Source organism: Legionella sp. JM-2024, from assembly GCF_055389095.1.
This window is the reverse complement of record NZ_AP039388.1, coordinates 997,257-1,013,254: the sequence shown is the minus strand read 5'-3', so window position 1 is coordinate 1,013,254 and position 15,998 is coordinate 997,257. Positions and strand designations below refer to the sequence as shown.

The window sequence follows — 15,998 nt, the reverse complement described above, 5'->3', positions numbered from 1 at the left end:
AGTTAAAGCCATGTTGCTAATTATTGATAATTACGATTCATTTACATACAACCTAGTGCAGTATTTTCAAACCTTACACCAAGAAGTTGTAGTCTTTAAAAATGATCACATTGATCTCGAGACTATTAGAAAATCAGCACCTCAATTTATTGTCATTTCTCCAGGACCTAAATCTCCTGATGAGTCAGGAATTTCTATGGATATTATTAAGGAATTTCATAAGCATGTCCCTATATTGGGTATTTGTCTTGGCCATCAGTGTATAGCGCAAGCTTTTGGAGGTAAAGTTATCTTGGCACCAGAAATCGTGCATGGTAAAACTTCAGAAATCACCCATCATTATCAGGGATTATTCAAGGGAATACCCAATCACTTTCAAGCGACACGTTATCATTCTCTAGCAGTGGATATACCCAGTTTACCGAATTGCTTTTCAATAGATGCGTGGGCAAAAAATACAATAATGGCAATTTCACATCGTCAATTCCCCCTTTTTGGTCTACAATTTCATCCTGAAGCCATATTAAGTCAATATGGCTTATTAATACTTGAGAATTTTTTACGTTATGAAACCTAAACTTCTATTTGAACAGCTCCTAACCAGACAAGATTTAAGCGCTACTCAGATGCAAGAGGTCATTCATGCCTGTATGACTGGTGAATTCAGTGACGTGCAAATTGCTACTTTTCTGGCATTAATGCGCATGAAAGGTGAAACAGTAAACGAACTGACTGCCGCAGCCAAAGTCATGAGAAAATTAGCTCACAAAATAGATTTAGGGAATAACCCAATCGATATAGTTGGCACTGGCGGAGATGGGAGAAACACCTTTAACATATCTACTGCTTGCAGTTTTGTTGTTGCCGCAGCTGGAATAACCGTTGCAAAGCACGGCAATCGTTCCGTTTCAAGTCGTAGTGGTAGTGCCGATCTGTTAGAACAGGCAGGGTTTGTACTTAATCTTTCTGACTCTCAGATACAAACCTGTATTAATCAATGTGATTTAGCCTTCCTGTTTGCCCCACATTACCACCCGGCTATGCAACATGCCAGAGCTGCAAGACAACAGTTAGGTATAAGAACATTATTTAATTTACTTGGCCCTCTAATTAATCCAGCTCAAGTAAAAAGACAAGTTGTCGGCGTCTTCTCAACCAATTGGCTCAAAACAATAGCCACTGTTCTGAGTAATTTAGGTAGTGAAAGGGTACTAGTAGTCAGTTCTCAAGATGGTTTGGATGAAATCAGTATTACGGCACCTACCGAAGTAATCGAATATCAAGAGGGCAATTTTAAACAATGGTCTATTTTCCCTGAAGATTATGGGCTAAAACATTCATCTTTAGATCAGATCATAGTAGATTCACCTCAGCAAAGCCTGGATTTGATTCAATCAGTGTTTTCTGGTAATCCTGGACCAGCTAGAGACATTATACTTCTCAACTCTGCTGCAGCCATTTATTGCGCCAAAGATGGGATATCGTTTAGCTCAGCCATCGAAGAAGCAAGAATTGCTATTGATAGTGGTAACGCTAATAATTGCTTTAACCAGCTTCGTTTATTGACTCAAAATTTAAGTAAAGAATAAAACCATGGATAGTATCTTAAAACAAATAGCTCAACGCAAATTAGAAGAAATTGCAATTGCAAAAAAAAATAAACCGTTACATGTTCTATCAAAACAACAACCAGGAGAAATACGCGATTTCACAACTGCTTTAAAATCGAATCTGCCATCACCCGCAATTATTGCTGAAATAAAAAAAGCATCACCAAGCAAGGGCTTAATTCGAAAGGATTTTAATGTATCTGAAATCGCTAAGACTTATACTCAAAATGGTGCAAAATGTTTATCTGTTTTGACTGATATTGAATTTTTTCAAGGCCATCCTGATTATTTGGCTTTGGCAAAATCAAAGACTACATTACCTATATTACGCAAAGATTTTATTATTGATTCTTACCAAATCTATGAAAGCCTGGTTTTAGGTGCAGACTGTATCTTGCTTATTGTTGCGTTATTAGATGATATTCAATTAATGGATTTTTGCCAATTAGCCCAAGAGCTTAAAATGTCTGTTTTGGTAGAAAGCCATACACAGAGTGAGTTGGAAAGGGCTTTGCGATTACCTACCCCATTAATGGGCATTAATAACCGTAGTCTTCATACTTTCAAAACAGACATTCATCTCAGTATTCAATTAAAACAGTTTATCCCTAAAGATAAAATGATTATTACAGAAAGCGGTATTAATACTCGTGAAGACATAAAATTAATGCAATCGCACGGAATCAATGCCTTTTTGATTGGAGAAAGTTTAATGAGATCCTCTAACATCGGAAAAGCACTACAAGAATTAATACATGACTAGGATCGGTTTACATTTCGCTGGCTTGAGCCAACCTGCCTTGATTTTTCGAGCACCGGAGTGCAGATACACATAAAGAGTTACCATTCAGGGCATTATTAATATCCTGGTGGAATGACATTAAATGAAGATATGTTTATGTCTTTTTCTCTCTACTGAATTTTTCACGCATGTATCCGCTCCCTCACAGTCTCGGCCTGATAAATCCCCACGAATTTTAGAATGAATTTATCCCAAAACCGTTCGCACTGAGGAGGAGCGCAGCGACGTCTCGAAGTGTCACATCAGGCTCGGTCGCTAATGCTTCGAGACGTCGCTGCGCTCCTCCTCAGCATGAACGGTTTCGATTAGAATAAAAGATGGAATAGTTATTTTAATCAAATAGATACTGTTATGTTTCGTGGAGATACATCTGTTCTGGATGACATGCCTGGCTGAATAGAGTTTTTGATTATATTGAAGTTAAAAATTTCGTGGGGATTTATCAGGTCGCGGCTCGGTTTTGTAACATTAGACTTCTTTCCAAACTCTACTGCGGTGGGAAATTACTTCGTCGATACAGTGCTCGAATCCTCATGTACTGTGACGTGTACACTCCAGTTCTGCGCTCCGTTACTCCCTGCACTTCCCTTACCTCAGCGAGTTTGGAAAGAAATCTATTATAATCGGAGCCGTGACCGTGAGGGAGCGGATATAGTTGGCACTAATAAAGCGACATTTATTTTAAATAAAGTCTCTGAACGGGTTACCATAAAGATGTGAACATCAGAATATAGAAAATCATGCCAATTTGGCCAAAATAGTAGAAATGCACCTTACTCAAAACCTGGCTCAGGAGTTTGACTTGGCTCTGGCTCTGGCAACTCAGGATCACACGGCTCATAAGGCTCAGGATTAACAGGATACTCCATAGGTTCCTCCGGATACTCCGGAGGCTCTATAGGATACTCTAATGGTTCCTCAGGTATTTCACTATTTTTCATGCATGTCTTTCATTGATTGATAAACTATATAAAGTATAGCAAATACTTTGTATTCATTTTGAAAGGAGTGAGGAAAATTACCAATTTTATTTTAGTCCACCCAACATTCGATAAAAGACGTATTGCAGCTCATACTTTAACGGTGGTTTACTGTCTAACCCCCCATATCGACCATAGTCAGTCCAAAAATTTTCAGCATATCATTTAATTTACGGTATTTGTTAAACGTTTTCAGATTAATAAAGACATTGGTTAAACCAAGATAAGAACTGAACCCCCAGGCCAAAATAATATAAAGTATGGTACACTTTCAGTAATCCGCGCTAAGCACCAGACTATTTTTTTAAGATTTAATGGTTGTTAAACATGCGCAATTCAAACTATTTAATTCGATTTTATTAAGGCCAAAATATGAGCGTAGTTATTATCACTGGGGCGGCAAGTGGAATAGGGCTTGCTTTATGTCGAGTTTGTCTCCAAAAAGAAAAAACTGTGATTATGGTGGATAATAATGCGGACAAACTTAATAAAGAAGTGGCTCAGTTCTTAAGAGAATTTCCAAATCAGGTCATTTCCACTCTCTGTGATGTAACCCAGCCCACTGAAGTAGAACAATTATCACAATTTGTTTATGAGCGGATGGGGCGAATAGATTGGATCTTTAATAACGCAGGAATCATTGGCAAATTACTCCCTGCTTGGGATCTACAACCTGGTGATATCAATCAGGTTATGGAAGTTAATTTGTATGGGATGCTTAATATGATTCGGGCATTCATGCCTTATTTATTTAAACAGAATTCATATTCCCATATCATCAACATGGCAAGCCTATACGCTTTGTGCACAGGCTCACAAATGGCGGCTTATTCTATGTCAAAACACGCAGTATTAGCCTTATCTGAGTCGTTATATTTTGATCTAAATCGCTTAAAAAAGCCCGTCGATATTTCAGTAGTATTTCCATCCTTTACGGATACCTCCTTATTATCCAGTAATGGAAAGTGCAATAACTCTCCAATTCATAGCCAATTAAATGACTTATTAGCCCATTCTCGGCCAGCCATTGAGGTTGCAGAACAAATAGTAAGAGAAGTGGAACAAAAACGATTTTACATATTGCCAGATAAGGAAGTGAAAGGATACTGTGAGAATAGAACCAATGCCATAGTATTGCAGGAAAATCCTTATTATAACAGTGTTGAAAAATTAATGTGCTCCCTTCTAAAACGCACAACACCTGCAACTAATTAAGAGTCCTTATCTTATTAGGAGTATTTCTCATTGAATTCGTAGAATTAAAGTTATTTTTAACTTCTTATACTTTGTTTGTGACTTTTTGGTATTAATTGCTTATATTCCTTCCAAGTAATCATTTGCTCATTTTTTTCATCATAGAGCTTTAGTGAAACCATTGTTGACAAATCTTTCAGGCCAAATTTAGGAGCAATATGGAAGAAAGCATATTCTTTATGGCATTGTGGTAATCTGTAAAATGGGATTCTTGGCAGTAAGGTATGTATATGATGATAACCGATATTAGCGGTCAACCAACTTAAAGGTTGGGGGAAATCATAAAATGTACTCCCTTTCAACGCAGAGTCTCGTAAATTCCAATTTTTCGTTGAAGTAAAATATCTGTTTTTAAAATTATGTTGAATATAAAATAACAAGATTCCAAAGGCGCCACCTAGCCATTGCGGAAGTAATATAGCCAACAAGAAAAATTTTATCCCCATCAATAAAATTATCGAACCGTATAAAAGAATACTGGCTATATTGGTTACCTTAACACTCCACGCCTCTTTTCTACCAAAACCTTTCCGTTTAGAACAAAAACGGTGGTCTATCATGAAGACATATATACTTCCCAAAAAAAACATAACAAAAGGGTTGCGATATAATCTATATAATAGTTTTGCTCTTCGGCTTTTTTCTTTATATTCCTGCACACTTAGTAACTTGATATCACCAACCCACGGTCGTCGGTCGATATTCCCTCCGCTGGCATGATGTATACTATGTGCCTTCTTCCAGAAATAATAAGGAGTAAGGAGAATAACACCGAGAATAACGCCTACAGTATCATTGTGTTTTTTCTTTTTGAAAAGATTGCCATGCCCCAGATCATGCAGCAAAATAAAAAGCCGGGAATAAAGCAAGCCAAGAGGTAGTATTAATAAGAATAATATCCAAATGGAATTTTGTATAGCAACATACAAAGTACTTACTCCCAATAAGAGTAAAATAATGGTTAACAGGATTTCAGCTACACTTCGCCAGTGATTTGGAACAATATTTTTGTATAACTGGACTTGAAAATCATTACTCATCTTGAGCTTTCTCCATACATATCTTTAATTAGGATAAAAGTATTTTTCTCTAGTTGTAGTAAACATCCACTATAATTAGATTGTAGCTTATATCCATTTTTCTTCTATCCAGACCTCTTATGTTTGCAATAATTTATAGTGATTTGAATTTTAAATGACTTATTTCGACGTATTGCTGCTCGTCATCACTCTGGATGCCTCGGTCAAGCTCTAAGGTGTCCCCTCATAAATTATTAATACTAGTTTAAGTTGATTTTATCTCAAATTATGGCGGAGTCGTCCCGGAATTTAGCGCTTCCAAGTTCGCAAGCTTACTAAGATATGCTAAATTCCGGGACGACCCTACCAAAATTAGGGGATAAATTATCCTGGACTCTGTGTAGTTAATTTATGTGGGGATACCTCGGGGTCAAGCCGAGGCACGTAGTTTTTTGAATAGGTCTTTTAAATTTAATTTACTATAATGCCTCATTTGCAGTTCTGCCAGTAACTACTGAATGGTAAAACCTGTATTTTCTTATAGATCCATGCAACAGAGCCGAATTCCAAAGGATAGAATTTCAGAAAAGATATTTAATGTTGATCAGATAGTGCTAAATCTTCTTGTCGCGACATAATCTAAAATTTCTACCCTTCGTGTTGATACCTCAACATTTCTAATAACTCGCGCCTGAAAATATGATAATCAACTTCTAAAGCATGGCGCATATGAGATTTGAATCTATGGTGGGGTTTATTGATCTCTTTGGCAATTTTTCTATGCAATTGATCAGGACGTTTTAAAGTACCAGCAATAATGCGAGCAACTATTTTTGATTGATAATCAGCTAAAGGCCAAATACAACCTTGTGGCTGACATAAACCAATGAAATATAAATTTTCAAACTCAGGATGCATCATCTTTCTATACAACGGGATCTTGGTTGAATTACTAAAATCGATACAATCCTTATCAAAGAATGGGAAACTGATTTGATACCCGGTAGCAAAAATAACCGTATCAAATTCGCCCTGTGTTCCATCAGTAAAATATACTTGCTTGCCTTCAAATCTGGATATGCCAGGACGAGGATGTATTTTACCATGACGAATAAAATACAAGAGTTCTGAATTAATGGTAGGATGTATTTCCAATGGCCCGCAATCGGGTTTCATTAATTTATACTTGGGATATCGGCCTTGTAATCCTCTAATAACCAGGCTAATAAACTTTTGTCTTAACCATGATGGCATCCATTGTATTTTCGCTACTGCAACGTCAGTTGGTTTACCAAAAATAAATTTCGGGAAAATATGATATCCTCTACGCATACTGATGCAAGTTCCTGGAGCAACCCGCGATATTTCAACAGCGACATCACAAGCTGAATTCCCGCCACCAACAACCAACACCCGTTTATCTTTAAAAATCGAAGCTTTTTTATATTGGTGAGAATGAAACATCTCCCCGCTGAACTCTCCTGGGTACACAGGCATAAAGGGATCCCAATGATGCCCGTTCGCTACTAATAAATAGTCATAGTACCCATCATGAGTTCCATGAGTATCTTCATAAGTAACATGCCATGTATCATCATCCATTCTATGTACTTTCTTTACCGTTGTATTAAAACGAATATATTGGGCTAACTGAAAATGTTGCACATAGTTTTTAAAGTAACTTAAAAGTTGGGAATGCGATGGGTAATCAGGATAATCAGCAGGCATAGGGAAATCTTCAAATTCAGACCAGCGTTTTGAACTGATGATATGGGTCGTTTCATAAACACTAGAATGTTCATTCTTCTCATCATAAACCCAATTGCCACCAATCTGATTATTTTTTTCAAAAACAGTAATGGCGGTAATACCTTGTTCTTGCAAATTTTTAATGGCCGCAATACCACTAGGACCAGCACCAATAACGCATACACGTGCAGATAAACGGTCCTTAAGCACCCTTTTTGTTTCCATCAGCCAACACCTTTTCAACTTTATCCATTATCATAGCTTGCAACATTTCGTCTTTATCAATTATAAAATGATTTACTTTTAAATCCTTTATTGAGTTGACATTGACATTATCAATTTTAGTTAATTGAGGATTAATCGCTCTGAGTTTTAATCCACTAAACATAGGTACAAAACCAGGCTTGTATATGTTCAAAACCTCTTTGACATTGGGAGGCACAATAGTTTGTGATACGGCATCAACCGTTACAAGCAAGGCGACAGGAACACCTGCTGTATTTAAGTTACGTGCCACTTTAATTTGTTCATTAGCTCCTAAAGAATGCCCTACTAAAATAATAGGTCGATGCTCCTTCTCTTTATAATATCTTTCAATGATTGATCTACTTACTGCGCCAGCGTTGTACCACATAGTGCTGTGGGATGGAATATGATACTTTTCAGATACCTTATCTCTAATCAGGTTCATTCCTATACTGAAAATCCCTAGCCCACCTCGCATAGTATGAACTTCGCCTCGCTTCGATGAAAGGCTTTGTCGCTTGTTTTTTTTAGGAGTGACATTAGATACCTTTTGTTCAGATGGCTCAGTGTCATCAGTTCGCTTGGTATAATAAGTATTTCGTGAGCCAGATAAATCGACACAGGCAGCTAAACTAAAGGTAATTAATAACAATAAAAATGACTTAAAAAAACGTATTTGCAGATTGCGAAAATAGTTCATATTAATATTATTATTGTGATTATTTGAATTTTTATCATACATTATTCTCATGTTATTTTACAGTGGTATGTAAGGGTTTAAGTCCCTGTGACTCGTGATTTTAAAGCCTGAAATTCAGAACTGGAATGTACACACAAGTACATGAGGATTCGAGCACCGTATCAACGAAGCAACTCTCCACAGTAGTAGAGTTTCTGAAGAATTCTAATCTATTTCTCACTTCGTTACTTTATTAACTCTACTGAGGACAAAAAGCGACCCTGTCCCCAAGGTATATGGACAATTTGTAACGCTTGCCATTGAGCCTGGTGTTCCACTTGCGTTGCTACTACCTCAATATCCATGGTTTTAGCCATTTCATTAAAATAATGAATAAAAAATTGCTTACTTTCATTTTCATCAATATCTGTTACCAAACTCCCATGCAGTTTTAAATAATCGATATTTAAATCACTCAAATAATGTAACGGAGAAAACTTAATGCCTACACGATCCACTCCGATTTTCACTCCCAATTGTTTAGCTTGCTTAATAAATGATTTGGAGTTTGAAAAATGTGATAAAACATGAGATTCATTGATTTCTAATGCGAGATTTTTCAAGACAACCTTCGGAAGACTTTGTAATTGCTGCAAATAGCTTGCGCTATTTACCTTACTTGCCAAAGTGTCTTCTGAGATATTCAGAGCAAAACCAGTGTTGGTGGCAATATCCAAATTTGCTAATTCATTCAGCACATACTGATCAATAAGATAAGCAAGTCCTAATTTCTCAGCCACGGGTATAAAATAACCAGCGCCTAATTCCTCGCCCTCGTGATTACGAAGTCTAACAAAAACCTCTTTATGAAAGCACTTTTTCCCATCTGTAACTGCTTGAGCATACAAGCTGATTTTTTTCTGTTCCAGAGAGTTTCTAATCTCATCTCCAGTAATTAACTGGGGATATTTATAAGTATCATAATCTTTCTGACAATAGAATACTCCTGTTTCCCGTGCCTTTTTAACGGACTGATCTACTGTGGTTAATAGATTAGAGACTGACTGGTGGAGAAAATAACTTGCAGCGCCCATATACATTTTGCAAATTTGGATATCACTGATAGCTTGGTTTAAAATTTGCTCGAATTCCTTACACTCCTTTTCAAAAACCAAAGAATCTCTTTCATGATTAATTAAAGCAAAGGTGCTCCCGTTGATTCTTGCTAAAGTACTAACAGAGGATTGTTTCCAAAAATTCTTACATATTTTGGCTACAGTCAACACCAGTTGATCTCCCTGCTGATATCCTTGCTTCTGATTTAACTCGTCTAAACCATCCAACACCAACATCACAACATAACCTGGAATAAATTCATCTTCATTATCCAAAATCAACGATAAGTGTTGTAAAAAATAACGACGGTTACTCATTCCGGTTAATGAATCTTGATAAACCTGAATTCTAAGAGATTCTGTTTGTTTTAACTGATCTTGAAATAATGATTTTATTTTAGACACCATTTGATTCATAGCAAGAGTAACTTGCCTCAGCTCAGGTGTCTTGGGAATCCTTGTTTCTATAGGAAACTCATGTTCTGAAATTGCTAAAGCTTGAGCAGTAACCCGTTTTAAAGGTTGTAATAAATACTTGATAAAACAATAAAGCAAGACCAAAGCAACTAATGCAAAAATCAAATAAGCCTTTACCATTTCTACAGCATTACGCCACAACGAAATATAAACGTAACTGGGATCGCTGCTCACTGAAACAACTCCTGCCTGCATCCATCCATCCATAATTAAGGATGATTTCTCTGTGATTGGCCATTTTATTAAGTTTGCAAACCATTGCGGTACATCATATTCTTTTGGCAATTGTTTTTTTGAAATGATTACTTTTCCTTTTATGTCTTTTACATAAATTGATGAAAAATACCCTCTATCAAAAACAGCTTTAACCATAGAATCCATCATAGGCACATCATGACTAATCAAGGATTGTGACAAAGACAGGCCCAGGGATGTTGCGGTATCTTGTGCATTGCTTTCAAGTTGCTTAATAAAAAAATTGCGTGCACCATTCATAGTTATCAAATAAGTCCCGATAAAAACGAATAGCAACATGATCAACACACCTACAGCCATTTTCTTAATTAATGTCATGGTATATCACCTTTTTATTCCATACGTTTCATTAGATCGTCCCACTTACCCAAACTTTTTGAGTGCCCCATTAACGAACTTCCGCCTCTTTTTTTAGCAAGCCATAATCCTTCTGCATTAAAGCTATAAACTGGCTTCAAATCAGGTCTTGCAGAAGCTTTCAGAATTTTACTCTCTAAACTGTCAAGGATCAGAGGTTCAGATTCAGGAGTTGGGTAAAATGATAGAACCATGTGTGCCTGGTTTAGTGTCAGAGACGTAGCATAAGTAATTCTCAACTGTTCAGAAGGAACACCAACAGCAATTAATGTAAAATACTTTATTATGGCAAAATCCTCACAATCCCCTCCCCCATCAACAATAAATTCCACAGGTGATTTCCAATAATCGTCACTTGCACCAGTTACTGGGTCAGTTTCATAATTAAATTGATTAAAGAAAGAATTAACCTTTTCCAGTTGTACTTTTACTGGCTTTTTTTTGATTGAATCAATCAATTTCTCCCAGGCGTTAAACCGTTTCCGGGTATCACCCTGATAGGATTGTGCTAATTTTTGAATTTTTTCTACACTGATTAGGGGAAAAGCCTGGGCGAAGGAAACTATTACATAGAAAAAAGTCAGGAAAATCCAAATGGATAAGCCTGACTTATACCCAAGATAATTCAATACACTAAAAATAGCATTTTGGAGTTTCTTGGGTATCACTCTACGCTTTTTTTGGCGGTTCTTTGAAAGCAACCAGTACCCCTTGAACATGAGCTAATTCCTTTAATCTTTCCATTCCATTACCAGCATGCCCTCGGTATTCATAAGGACCAACGAATACGGACAAGAGATCACGGTAAGGGCTCATGAAGGAACTAAAGCCTAATCCATTTAACCTTTTAACTAAAGCCACAGCTTCATTTCTATCCTTGAAAGAACCTGCAGATACATACCACAACTTTGGCGTGACTTGTTGAGGATAAGTAGTATTTCTATCTGTCATAGATTTTGTTAAGGGAGTCGTTTCCATGTTCTGAACAGGATGAGTCAGAACCATCGGATTATCAGTAGTATTTGGATAAGGTATCTCATCCATATTTTTATTTAATAAAATATTAGTCTGGGCAGAAGAGAATACGTCATTGTTTACCACATTAACAGGTAATCTCAAGTTTAGGTACTTCAATAAACAACCCATTCCATTCAAGATTCTGTAGCGAGAAAGCATCTCATCGTTTTCTCCGCGAGCTAATTCAATTTGCGATTCATAATATTCATTTTGCGAGTCCAACAGATCAAGAAGCGTTCGTTTACCTACTTTAAATTCATCTTGATAGGCGGCACGTGTTTTCCTTGAAGCAATAACATGTCGCTTCAGAGGAGTTAATCGTAAAGCGGAGGAAACATAGGCATTCCAAGATAACCTTATGGCCTCTTTCAATTGGAGTAACGTGCGATTTTTAGTTTCATAAGCTTCCTGTACTTGATAAGCAGTCTCTCTTATATGAGCAGCATCAGCCCCGCCACGAAATGTATTATAATTCATTCTTATAGCAGCTGTGTCATAGTCATTAGGACCTGCAAGGCCACCCAGGTTCTTGTTTTTGGAACTATTTAAAACCAAATTGACCTCAGGAAAATAGGCCGCTCTGGCAACTTCATATTGAGCCTTAGCCTGTTTAACGTCAGCATAGCTTGATTTAACTGTTGGATGATTATCCAGTCCTTTTTCTATAGCCTTTGTCAAATTACCAGGCAAATTTTTCCTTGATGGGACACGAGGCCATTGTAAATTCTCTGGCCATTTACCTACTGCTTTTGCATAATTAATTCTTACTTCTTGCAAATTGGCCTGCGCACTTATTTTATTAGCCTCTGCCAGAGCTAATCTGGCATTAGCCTGATCGACCTCAGCTGTTCTGGTAATTCCAGCTGTGGCCCGTTCTTTAATCATTTTAAAAACAGCCCTATGCGCTTTAAGATTTTCGATGGAGTAACCATACAAACGTTCATGCAATAGCACAGCCAAGTAATCTTTGGTAATTTCTAATGCCAAATCCTCTGCGATACCCTGGGTTTTCCATCTTTGTGCTTGCGAAAGATATTGGTTTCTCTTGACTTCGTTAATTATCCCTCCCCCTGCAAATAATCGCTGCTTTAACTCCACAACAGACTCCACTATGTTTAAAGTGGTACTGGGAGTATCATCGATCGCTGCAGAAGTGGGGTTAACACTTCTTTGTCGGCCAAATCCACCAGTCACATCAATAGAAGGGTACAAAGCTCCCTTTGCTTTATCAATTGCCTGTTTAGCTGACAGGCCCTTCGCAGTATTTAATAATACGTCCGGATTAGCGATCATACCATGTTGCACTGCATCATACAGGGTATCCGCGACAGCATAGGAAGAAGTTAGCAATGCAGCTACTAATAGCGCCTTTCTCATTCCTCATCCTTATTATTGTAGTTGTTATTTTATTAATGCAATATAGTAGCTTATAACGTTAAATGAAAGAACGTTTTGCTACAATATAATTTCATCTCTTTTTTAATTATTGATGTTGATAACCCCTTGATTCGATGGATTTTTTATCACTATGAATGATCAATTGCCAATACTAACAGTAAGCCAACTTAATAGGCAGGTAAAGAGTTTTCTTGAAAATGAAGTTGGTCTTGTGCATGTTGAAGGCGAAATTTCTAATCTAAGCAAACCTTCCTCAGGCCACTATTATTTCACTCTAAAGGACAACTCAGCGCAAATTCGCTGCGCTTTTTTTAAAAATCGCCATTTAAGTTCTGTGCTTAGAGATTTTAGCGATGGTCAACAAGTTGTTGCCAGTGGAAAACTAAGTCTGTACGAAGCTCGAGGAGAGTATCAACTCATTGTAGAAGAAATAGCAGAGGCTGGCTTGGGGGTTCTCTATCAACGATTTGAGGAATTAAAAATCAAACTTGCCGCTGAAGGTTTATTTAATTCAGAAAGAAAAAAGCCATTACCTAAAATACCAGAAACGATTGGAGTAATTACTTCCCCTACAGGGGCCGCGATTCGAGACATTCTTTCGACTTTGGCCCGTCGCTACCCATTGGCAAAAATCATTATTTACCCGAGTGAAGTTCAAGGCCAAACAGCGCCACAACAGTTAATCAAAGCCTTGCAGCGGGCTAATGCTGATGAACGATGTGCCGTACTTATCCTGGCTCGTGGTGGTGGCAGTATCGAGGATTTATGGGCATTTAATGACGAATACCTCGCCAGACAAATTGCAGCCAGCACCATTCCAGTTGTTTCTGGTGTTGGTCATGAAACCGATTTTACAATTGCAGATTTTGTAGCTGATTATCGTGCCGAAACACCTACTGCCGCCGCTGCCGCAGTAACACCAAACTGCATTGAATTATTTAATATTCTTAATAATGCCATTTCTCGACTGAGTGATGCCATCATCAGACAAGTCAATGGATTGCAATTAAAACTTGGTTATTTAATGGATAAAATCACGTCACCTAAACAAGCTATCGCATCTTACTGGCAAACAGTTGATTACCTCGAAAAACAATTATTATCGGCTATTACTCAATTTATTAGCCTACGAATTAACAAAATAAATCTTTTTTCGACGCAATTACACGCTCATAATCCAAAAAACCAAATTGAACAAACTAATATTCGATTACGACAATTAATAATGCAATTAACTCAAGAAATTCGCATAAAACTAACTCAATTAAAAAATCAGCTGTCTACAAATCTATCAACTTTGCATGCTGTCAGTCCATTAGCTACACTAGATAGAGGCTACGCTATTGTAAGCAAAAACCAAAGGATTCTCTTTAGCACCAAACAACTGGAAGTCGGAGATACCGTTGAGGTCCGTTTATCAAAAGGTAGTCTGGCTTGCGAGATTACTCAAATTATGGATTAATTAATATCATGAATAAGTTATTTAATTTATTACTCTGCCTATTATTCTGCACAGCAAAACTGTCATTTGCTTTGGCTTTGCCAGAAAACCATTCGGTTAACGGCGGGCTTACCATAATCCCCATAGATATTAATCAAAAACCAGAAGCTTACTTTGAGGGTAAACGCCTACCGGTCCTTCCCAGTTCGCAACCTAATCAATGGTTGTTAATCGTTGCAATACCGCTTAAAAGTACAAACTCTGTACAATATATCAATGTAACAAAACCTATCAAAGCCTCAATTCCTTTCCATGTTAGTGAAAAATTTTACAGCACTCAATTTTTAAATATAAAGGATGTCAGCAAGGTTGAGCCTCAATCCGAAGATTTAATTCGTATTGAAAAGGAAACCCAAAAATTAACTCGGATTTTTGCTAATTATTCAAATTCCAATCCCTTTGAAGAGCAATTCACAGCACCACTCCGGGGGCCTATCACTAGCTTGTTTGGTTTAAAAAGAGTATATAATAAACAGCCAAGAGATCCACATTCTGGACTGGATATCGCAGCGGAACAAGGCAAACCAGTCTATGCAGTAAATCAGGGAATTGTGGCTGACACGGGGGATTATTTCTTCACAGGAAATACCGTTATCCTGGATCATGGCATGGGAGTATTCTCGGTTTATGCTCATCTCAGCAAAATCCTGGTTAAAGCAGGGGAATCAGTAAAACAGGGACAAGAGCTTGGATTAGTTGGTATGACAGGAAGAGTAACCGGACCTCATCTGCATTGGACTATGGTAGTTAATCAAACTTTAGTGGAACCTTTGCTTTTTGTACCCTTTCGTAAGATTGCGATTACTCCAGTCGTCCCAGATAAAAAATCAAACCGATCAACGCAAGAACCAAAAGCAAAATCATGATTAACGAATTAATGAGCAGTCTTAATGTCATTGTCACTCAAACACAAAACAACTTAAAAATTTTGGGGATAATACTATTAATTCCCTGGTCAATATTTTTGATCAGTCATTTTATTAGCAATAAAATTTTGCTTCTTGGAATTATTCCAAGACATATTTTTGGTCTTCCAGGAATTATCTTTGCCCCACTGCTCCATGCCAATTTTAATCACCTTTTTTTTAATTCCATCCCATTACTGGTTTTAAGTAATTTTATTCTGATTAATGGACTTCATTACTTCTTAGTTGTCACTGTCATGATAACTATACTTAGTGGATTTACAATTTGGTGCCTCGCTAAACCCGGTCTACATATTGGTGCGAGTGCTTTAATTACTGGTTATTGGGGATTTTTGGTATATAACATTTACCAGACAGGGACTTTGACTACTATTATCCTTGGCCTACTCAGCTTGTATTATTTTGCAGGTATTTTCCTGGGAATTTTCCCAGGTGAAAAAGGTGTGTCCTGGCAAGGTCATTTATTTGGACTGTTATCGGGATTTCTCGCCAGTTATTTACTGCAAATATACCCCCAATTATTGTTAATCACCAACCAGTAGTTGGTCAAAATGTCCCATAGTTATCAAGCCAAGACTGTTTTTGTGACCACCTCTCAGAAACCGTTCGCACT

At 37.3% G+C, this 15,998-nt stretch carries 14 protein-coding genes; 7 read left to right on the top strand and 7 right to left on the bottom strand.

Annotation, left to right across the window (positions count from 1 at the left end; all coding sequences use genetic code 11):
• Positions 1-10: 10 nt before the first annotated feature.
• Genes ACZ5EK_RS04390 through trpC form a run of 3 tightly spaced genes read left to right on the top strand, consistent with a single transcriptional unit; the run spans position 11 to position 2,373 of the window.
• Positions 11-577, top strand: a complete 567-nt coding sequence (locus tag ACZ5EK_RS04390) for an anthranilate synthase component II (protein ID WP_464431585.1) — start codon at positions 11-13, stop codon at positions 575-577.
• On the top strand, positions 567-1,589 hold the full coding sequence (trpD, locus tag ACZ5EK_RS04385) for an anthranilate phosphoribosyltransferase (RefSeq protein WP_464431584.1): 1,023 nt from the start codon (positions 567-569) through the stop codon (positions 1,587-1,589). Before ACZ5EK_RS04390 ends, trpD begins: the two co-directional genes overlap by 11 nt.
• 4 nt (positions 1,590-1,593) lie before the next feature.
• Positions 1,594-2,373, top strand: a complete 780-nt coding sequence (trpC, locus tag ACZ5EK_RS04380) for an indole-3-glycerol phosphate synthase TrpC (RefSeq protein ID WP_464431583.1) — start codon at positions 1,594-1,596, stop codon at positions 2,371-2,373.
• Positions 2,374-3,185: 812 nt separating this feature from the next.
• Here the strand turns inward: trpC and ACZ5EK_RS04375 are convergent.
• The gene (locus tag ACZ5EK_RS04375) at positions 3,186-3,353 is read right to left on the bottom strand and encodes a hypothetical protein (RefSeq protein WP_464431581.1); all 168 of its coding nucleotides are present in this window, start codon (positions 3,351-3,353) and stop codon (positions 3,186-3,188) included.
• A gap of 411 nt (positions 3,354-3,764) precedes the next feature.
• Between ACZ5EK_RS04375 and ACZ5EK_RS04370 the strand changes: the two genes are divergently transcribed.
• The gene (locus tag ACZ5EK_RS04370; protein WP_464431580.1) at positions 3,765-4,607 is read left to right on the top strand and encodes an SDR family NAD(P)-dependent oxidoreductase; all 843 of its coding nucleotides are present in this window, start codon (positions 3,765-3,767) and stop codon (positions 4,605-4,607) included.
• 56 nt (positions 4,608-4,663) lie between these two features.
• Here ACZ5EK_RS04370 and ACZ5EK_RS04365 read toward each other — a convergent pair whose 3' ends face one another.
• The 6 genes from ACZ5EK_RS04365 to ACZ5EK_RS04340 form a co-directional block, all read right to left on the bottom strand.
• Entirely contained in the window at positions 4,664-5,686 is a 1,023-nt protein-coding gene (locus ACZ5EK_RS04365) for a fatty acid desaturase (RefSeq protein WP_464431579.1), read from the bottom strand.
• 627 nt (positions 5,687-6,313) lie between these two features.
• On the bottom strand, positions 6,314-7,639 hold the full coding sequence (locus ACZ5EK_RS04360) for a flavin-containing monooxygenase (RefSeq protein WP_464431578.1): 1,326 nt from the start codon (positions 7,637-7,639) through the stop codon (positions 6,314-6,316).
• Complete coding sequence (locus ACZ5EK_RS04355; RefSeq protein ID WP_464432454.1) at positions 7,617-8,360, bottom strand: hypothetical protein; 744 nt, start codon at positions 8,358-8,360, stop codon at positions 7,617-7,619. The genes ACZ5EK_RS04360 and ACZ5EK_RS04355 overlap by 23 nt, the downstream gene beginning before the upstream one ends.
• Before the next feature lie 224 nt (positions 8,361-8,584).
• Positions 8,585-10,504: a bifunctional diguanylate cyclase/phosphodiesterase gene (locus tag ACZ5EK_RS04350; RefSeq protein WP_464431577.1), complete on the bottom strand. Its 1,920-nt coding sequence runs from the start codon at positions 10,502-10,504 to the stop codon at positions 8,585-8,587.
• Positions 10,505-10,518: 14 nt separating this feature from the next.
• Positions 10,519-11,262: a transglutaminase-like cysteine peptidase gene (locus ACZ5EK_RS04345; protein ID WP_464431576.1), complete on the bottom strand. Its 744-nt coding sequence runs from the start codon at positions 11,260-11,262 to the stop codon at positions 10,519-10,521.
• Entirely contained in the window at positions 11,213-12,937 is a 1,725-nt protein-coding gene (locus ACZ5EK_RS04340; protein ID WP_464431575.1) for a TolC family outer membrane protein, read from the bottom strand. The genes ACZ5EK_RS04345 and ACZ5EK_RS04340 overlap by 50 nt, the downstream gene beginning before the upstream one ends.
• A 151-nt stretch (positions 12,938-13,088) precedes the next feature.
• Here ACZ5EK_RS04340 and xseA point away from each other — a divergent pair, with 151 nt between their 5' ends.
• The 3 genes from xseA to ACZ5EK_RS04325 are packed head-to-tail and all read left to right on the top strand — an operon-like array spanning position 13,089 to position 15,927.
• Positions 13,089-14,420 carry an exodeoxyribonuclease VII large subunit gene (gene xseA / locus ACZ5EK_RS04335; RefSeq protein ID WP_464431574.1) on the top strand — a complete coding sequence of 444 codons (1,332 nt, stop codon included), beginning with the start codon at positions 13,089-13,091 and terminating at the stop codon, positions 14,418-14,420.
• 8 nt (positions 14,421-14,428) lie between these two features.
• Entirely contained in the window at positions 14,429-15,325 is an 897-nt protein-coding gene (locus ACZ5EK_RS04330; protein ID WP_464431573.1) for a peptidoglycan DD-metalloendopeptidase family protein, read from the top strand.
• Positions 15,322-15,927, top strand: a complete 606-nt coding sequence (locus ACZ5EK_RS04325) for a rhomboid family intramembrane serine protease (RefSeq protein WP_464431572.1) — start codon at positions 15,322-15,324, stop codon at positions 15,925-15,927. Before ACZ5EK_RS04330 ends, ACZ5EK_RS04325 begins: the two co-directional genes overlap by 4 nt.
• Positions 15,928-15,998: the final 71 nt, after the last annotated feature.

Excerpts from the sequence above, each read along its gene's own strand:
- trpD (WP_464431584.1), top strand. The coding sequence starts at position 567 with ATGAAACCTAAACTTCTATTTGAACAGCTCCTAACCAGACAAGATTTA.
- ACZ5EK_RS04355 (WP_464432454.1), bottom strand. The coding sequence starts at position 8,360 with ATGAACTATTTTCGCAATCTGCAAATACGTTTTTTTAAGTCATTTTTA.
- ACZ5EK_RS04365 (WP_464431579.1), bottom strand. The coding sequence starts at position 5,686 with ATGAGTAATGATTTTCAAGTCCAGTTATACAAAAATATTGTTCCAAAT.
- ACZ5EK_RS04345 (WP_464431576.1), bottom strand. The coding sequence starts at position 11,262 with ATGTTCAAGGGGTACTGGTTGCTTTCAAAGAACCGCCAAAAAAAGCGT.
- ACZ5EK_RS04330 (WP_464431573.1), top strand. The coding sequence starts at position 14,429 with ATGAATAAGTTATTTAATTTATTACTCTGCCTATTATTCTGCACAGCA.
- ACZ5EK_RS04350 (WP_464431577.1), bottom strand. The coding sequence starts at position 10,504 with ATGACATTAATTAAGAAAATGGCTGTAGGTGTGTTGATCATGTTGCTA.
- ACZ5EK_RS04390 (WP_464431585.1), top strand. The coding sequence starts at position 11 with ATGTTGCTAATTATTGATAATTACGATTCATTTACATACAACCTAGTG.
- ACZ5EK_RS04370 (WP_464431580.1), top strand. The coding sequence starts at position 3,765 with ATGAGCGTAGTTATTATCACTGGGGCGGCAAGTGGAATAGGGCTTGCT.
- ACZ5EK_RS04340 (WP_464431575.1), bottom strand. The coding sequence starts at position 12,937 with ATGAGAAAGGCGCTATTAGTAGCTGCATTGCTAACTTCTTCCTATGCT.
- ACZ5EK_RS04325 (WP_464431572.1), top strand. The coding sequence starts at position 15,322 with ATGATTAACGAATTAATGAGCAGTCTTAATGTCATTGTCACTCAAACA.
- ACZ5EK_RS04375 (WP_464431581.1), bottom strand. The coding sequence starts at position 3,353 with ATGAAAAATAGTGAAATACCTGAGGAACCATTAGAGTATCCTATAGAG.
- xseA (WP_464431574.1), top strand. The coding sequence starts at position 13,089 with ATGAATGATCAATTGCCAATACTAACAGTAAGCCAACTTAATAGGCAG.
- trpC (WP_464431583.1), top strand. The coding sequence starts at position 1,594 with ATGGATAGTATCTTAAAACAAATAGCTCAACGCAAATTAGAAGAAATT.
- ACZ5EK_RS04360 (WP_464431578.1), bottom strand. The coding sequence starts at position 7,639 with ATGGAAACAAAAAGGGTGCTTAAGGACCGTTTATCTGCACGTGTATGC.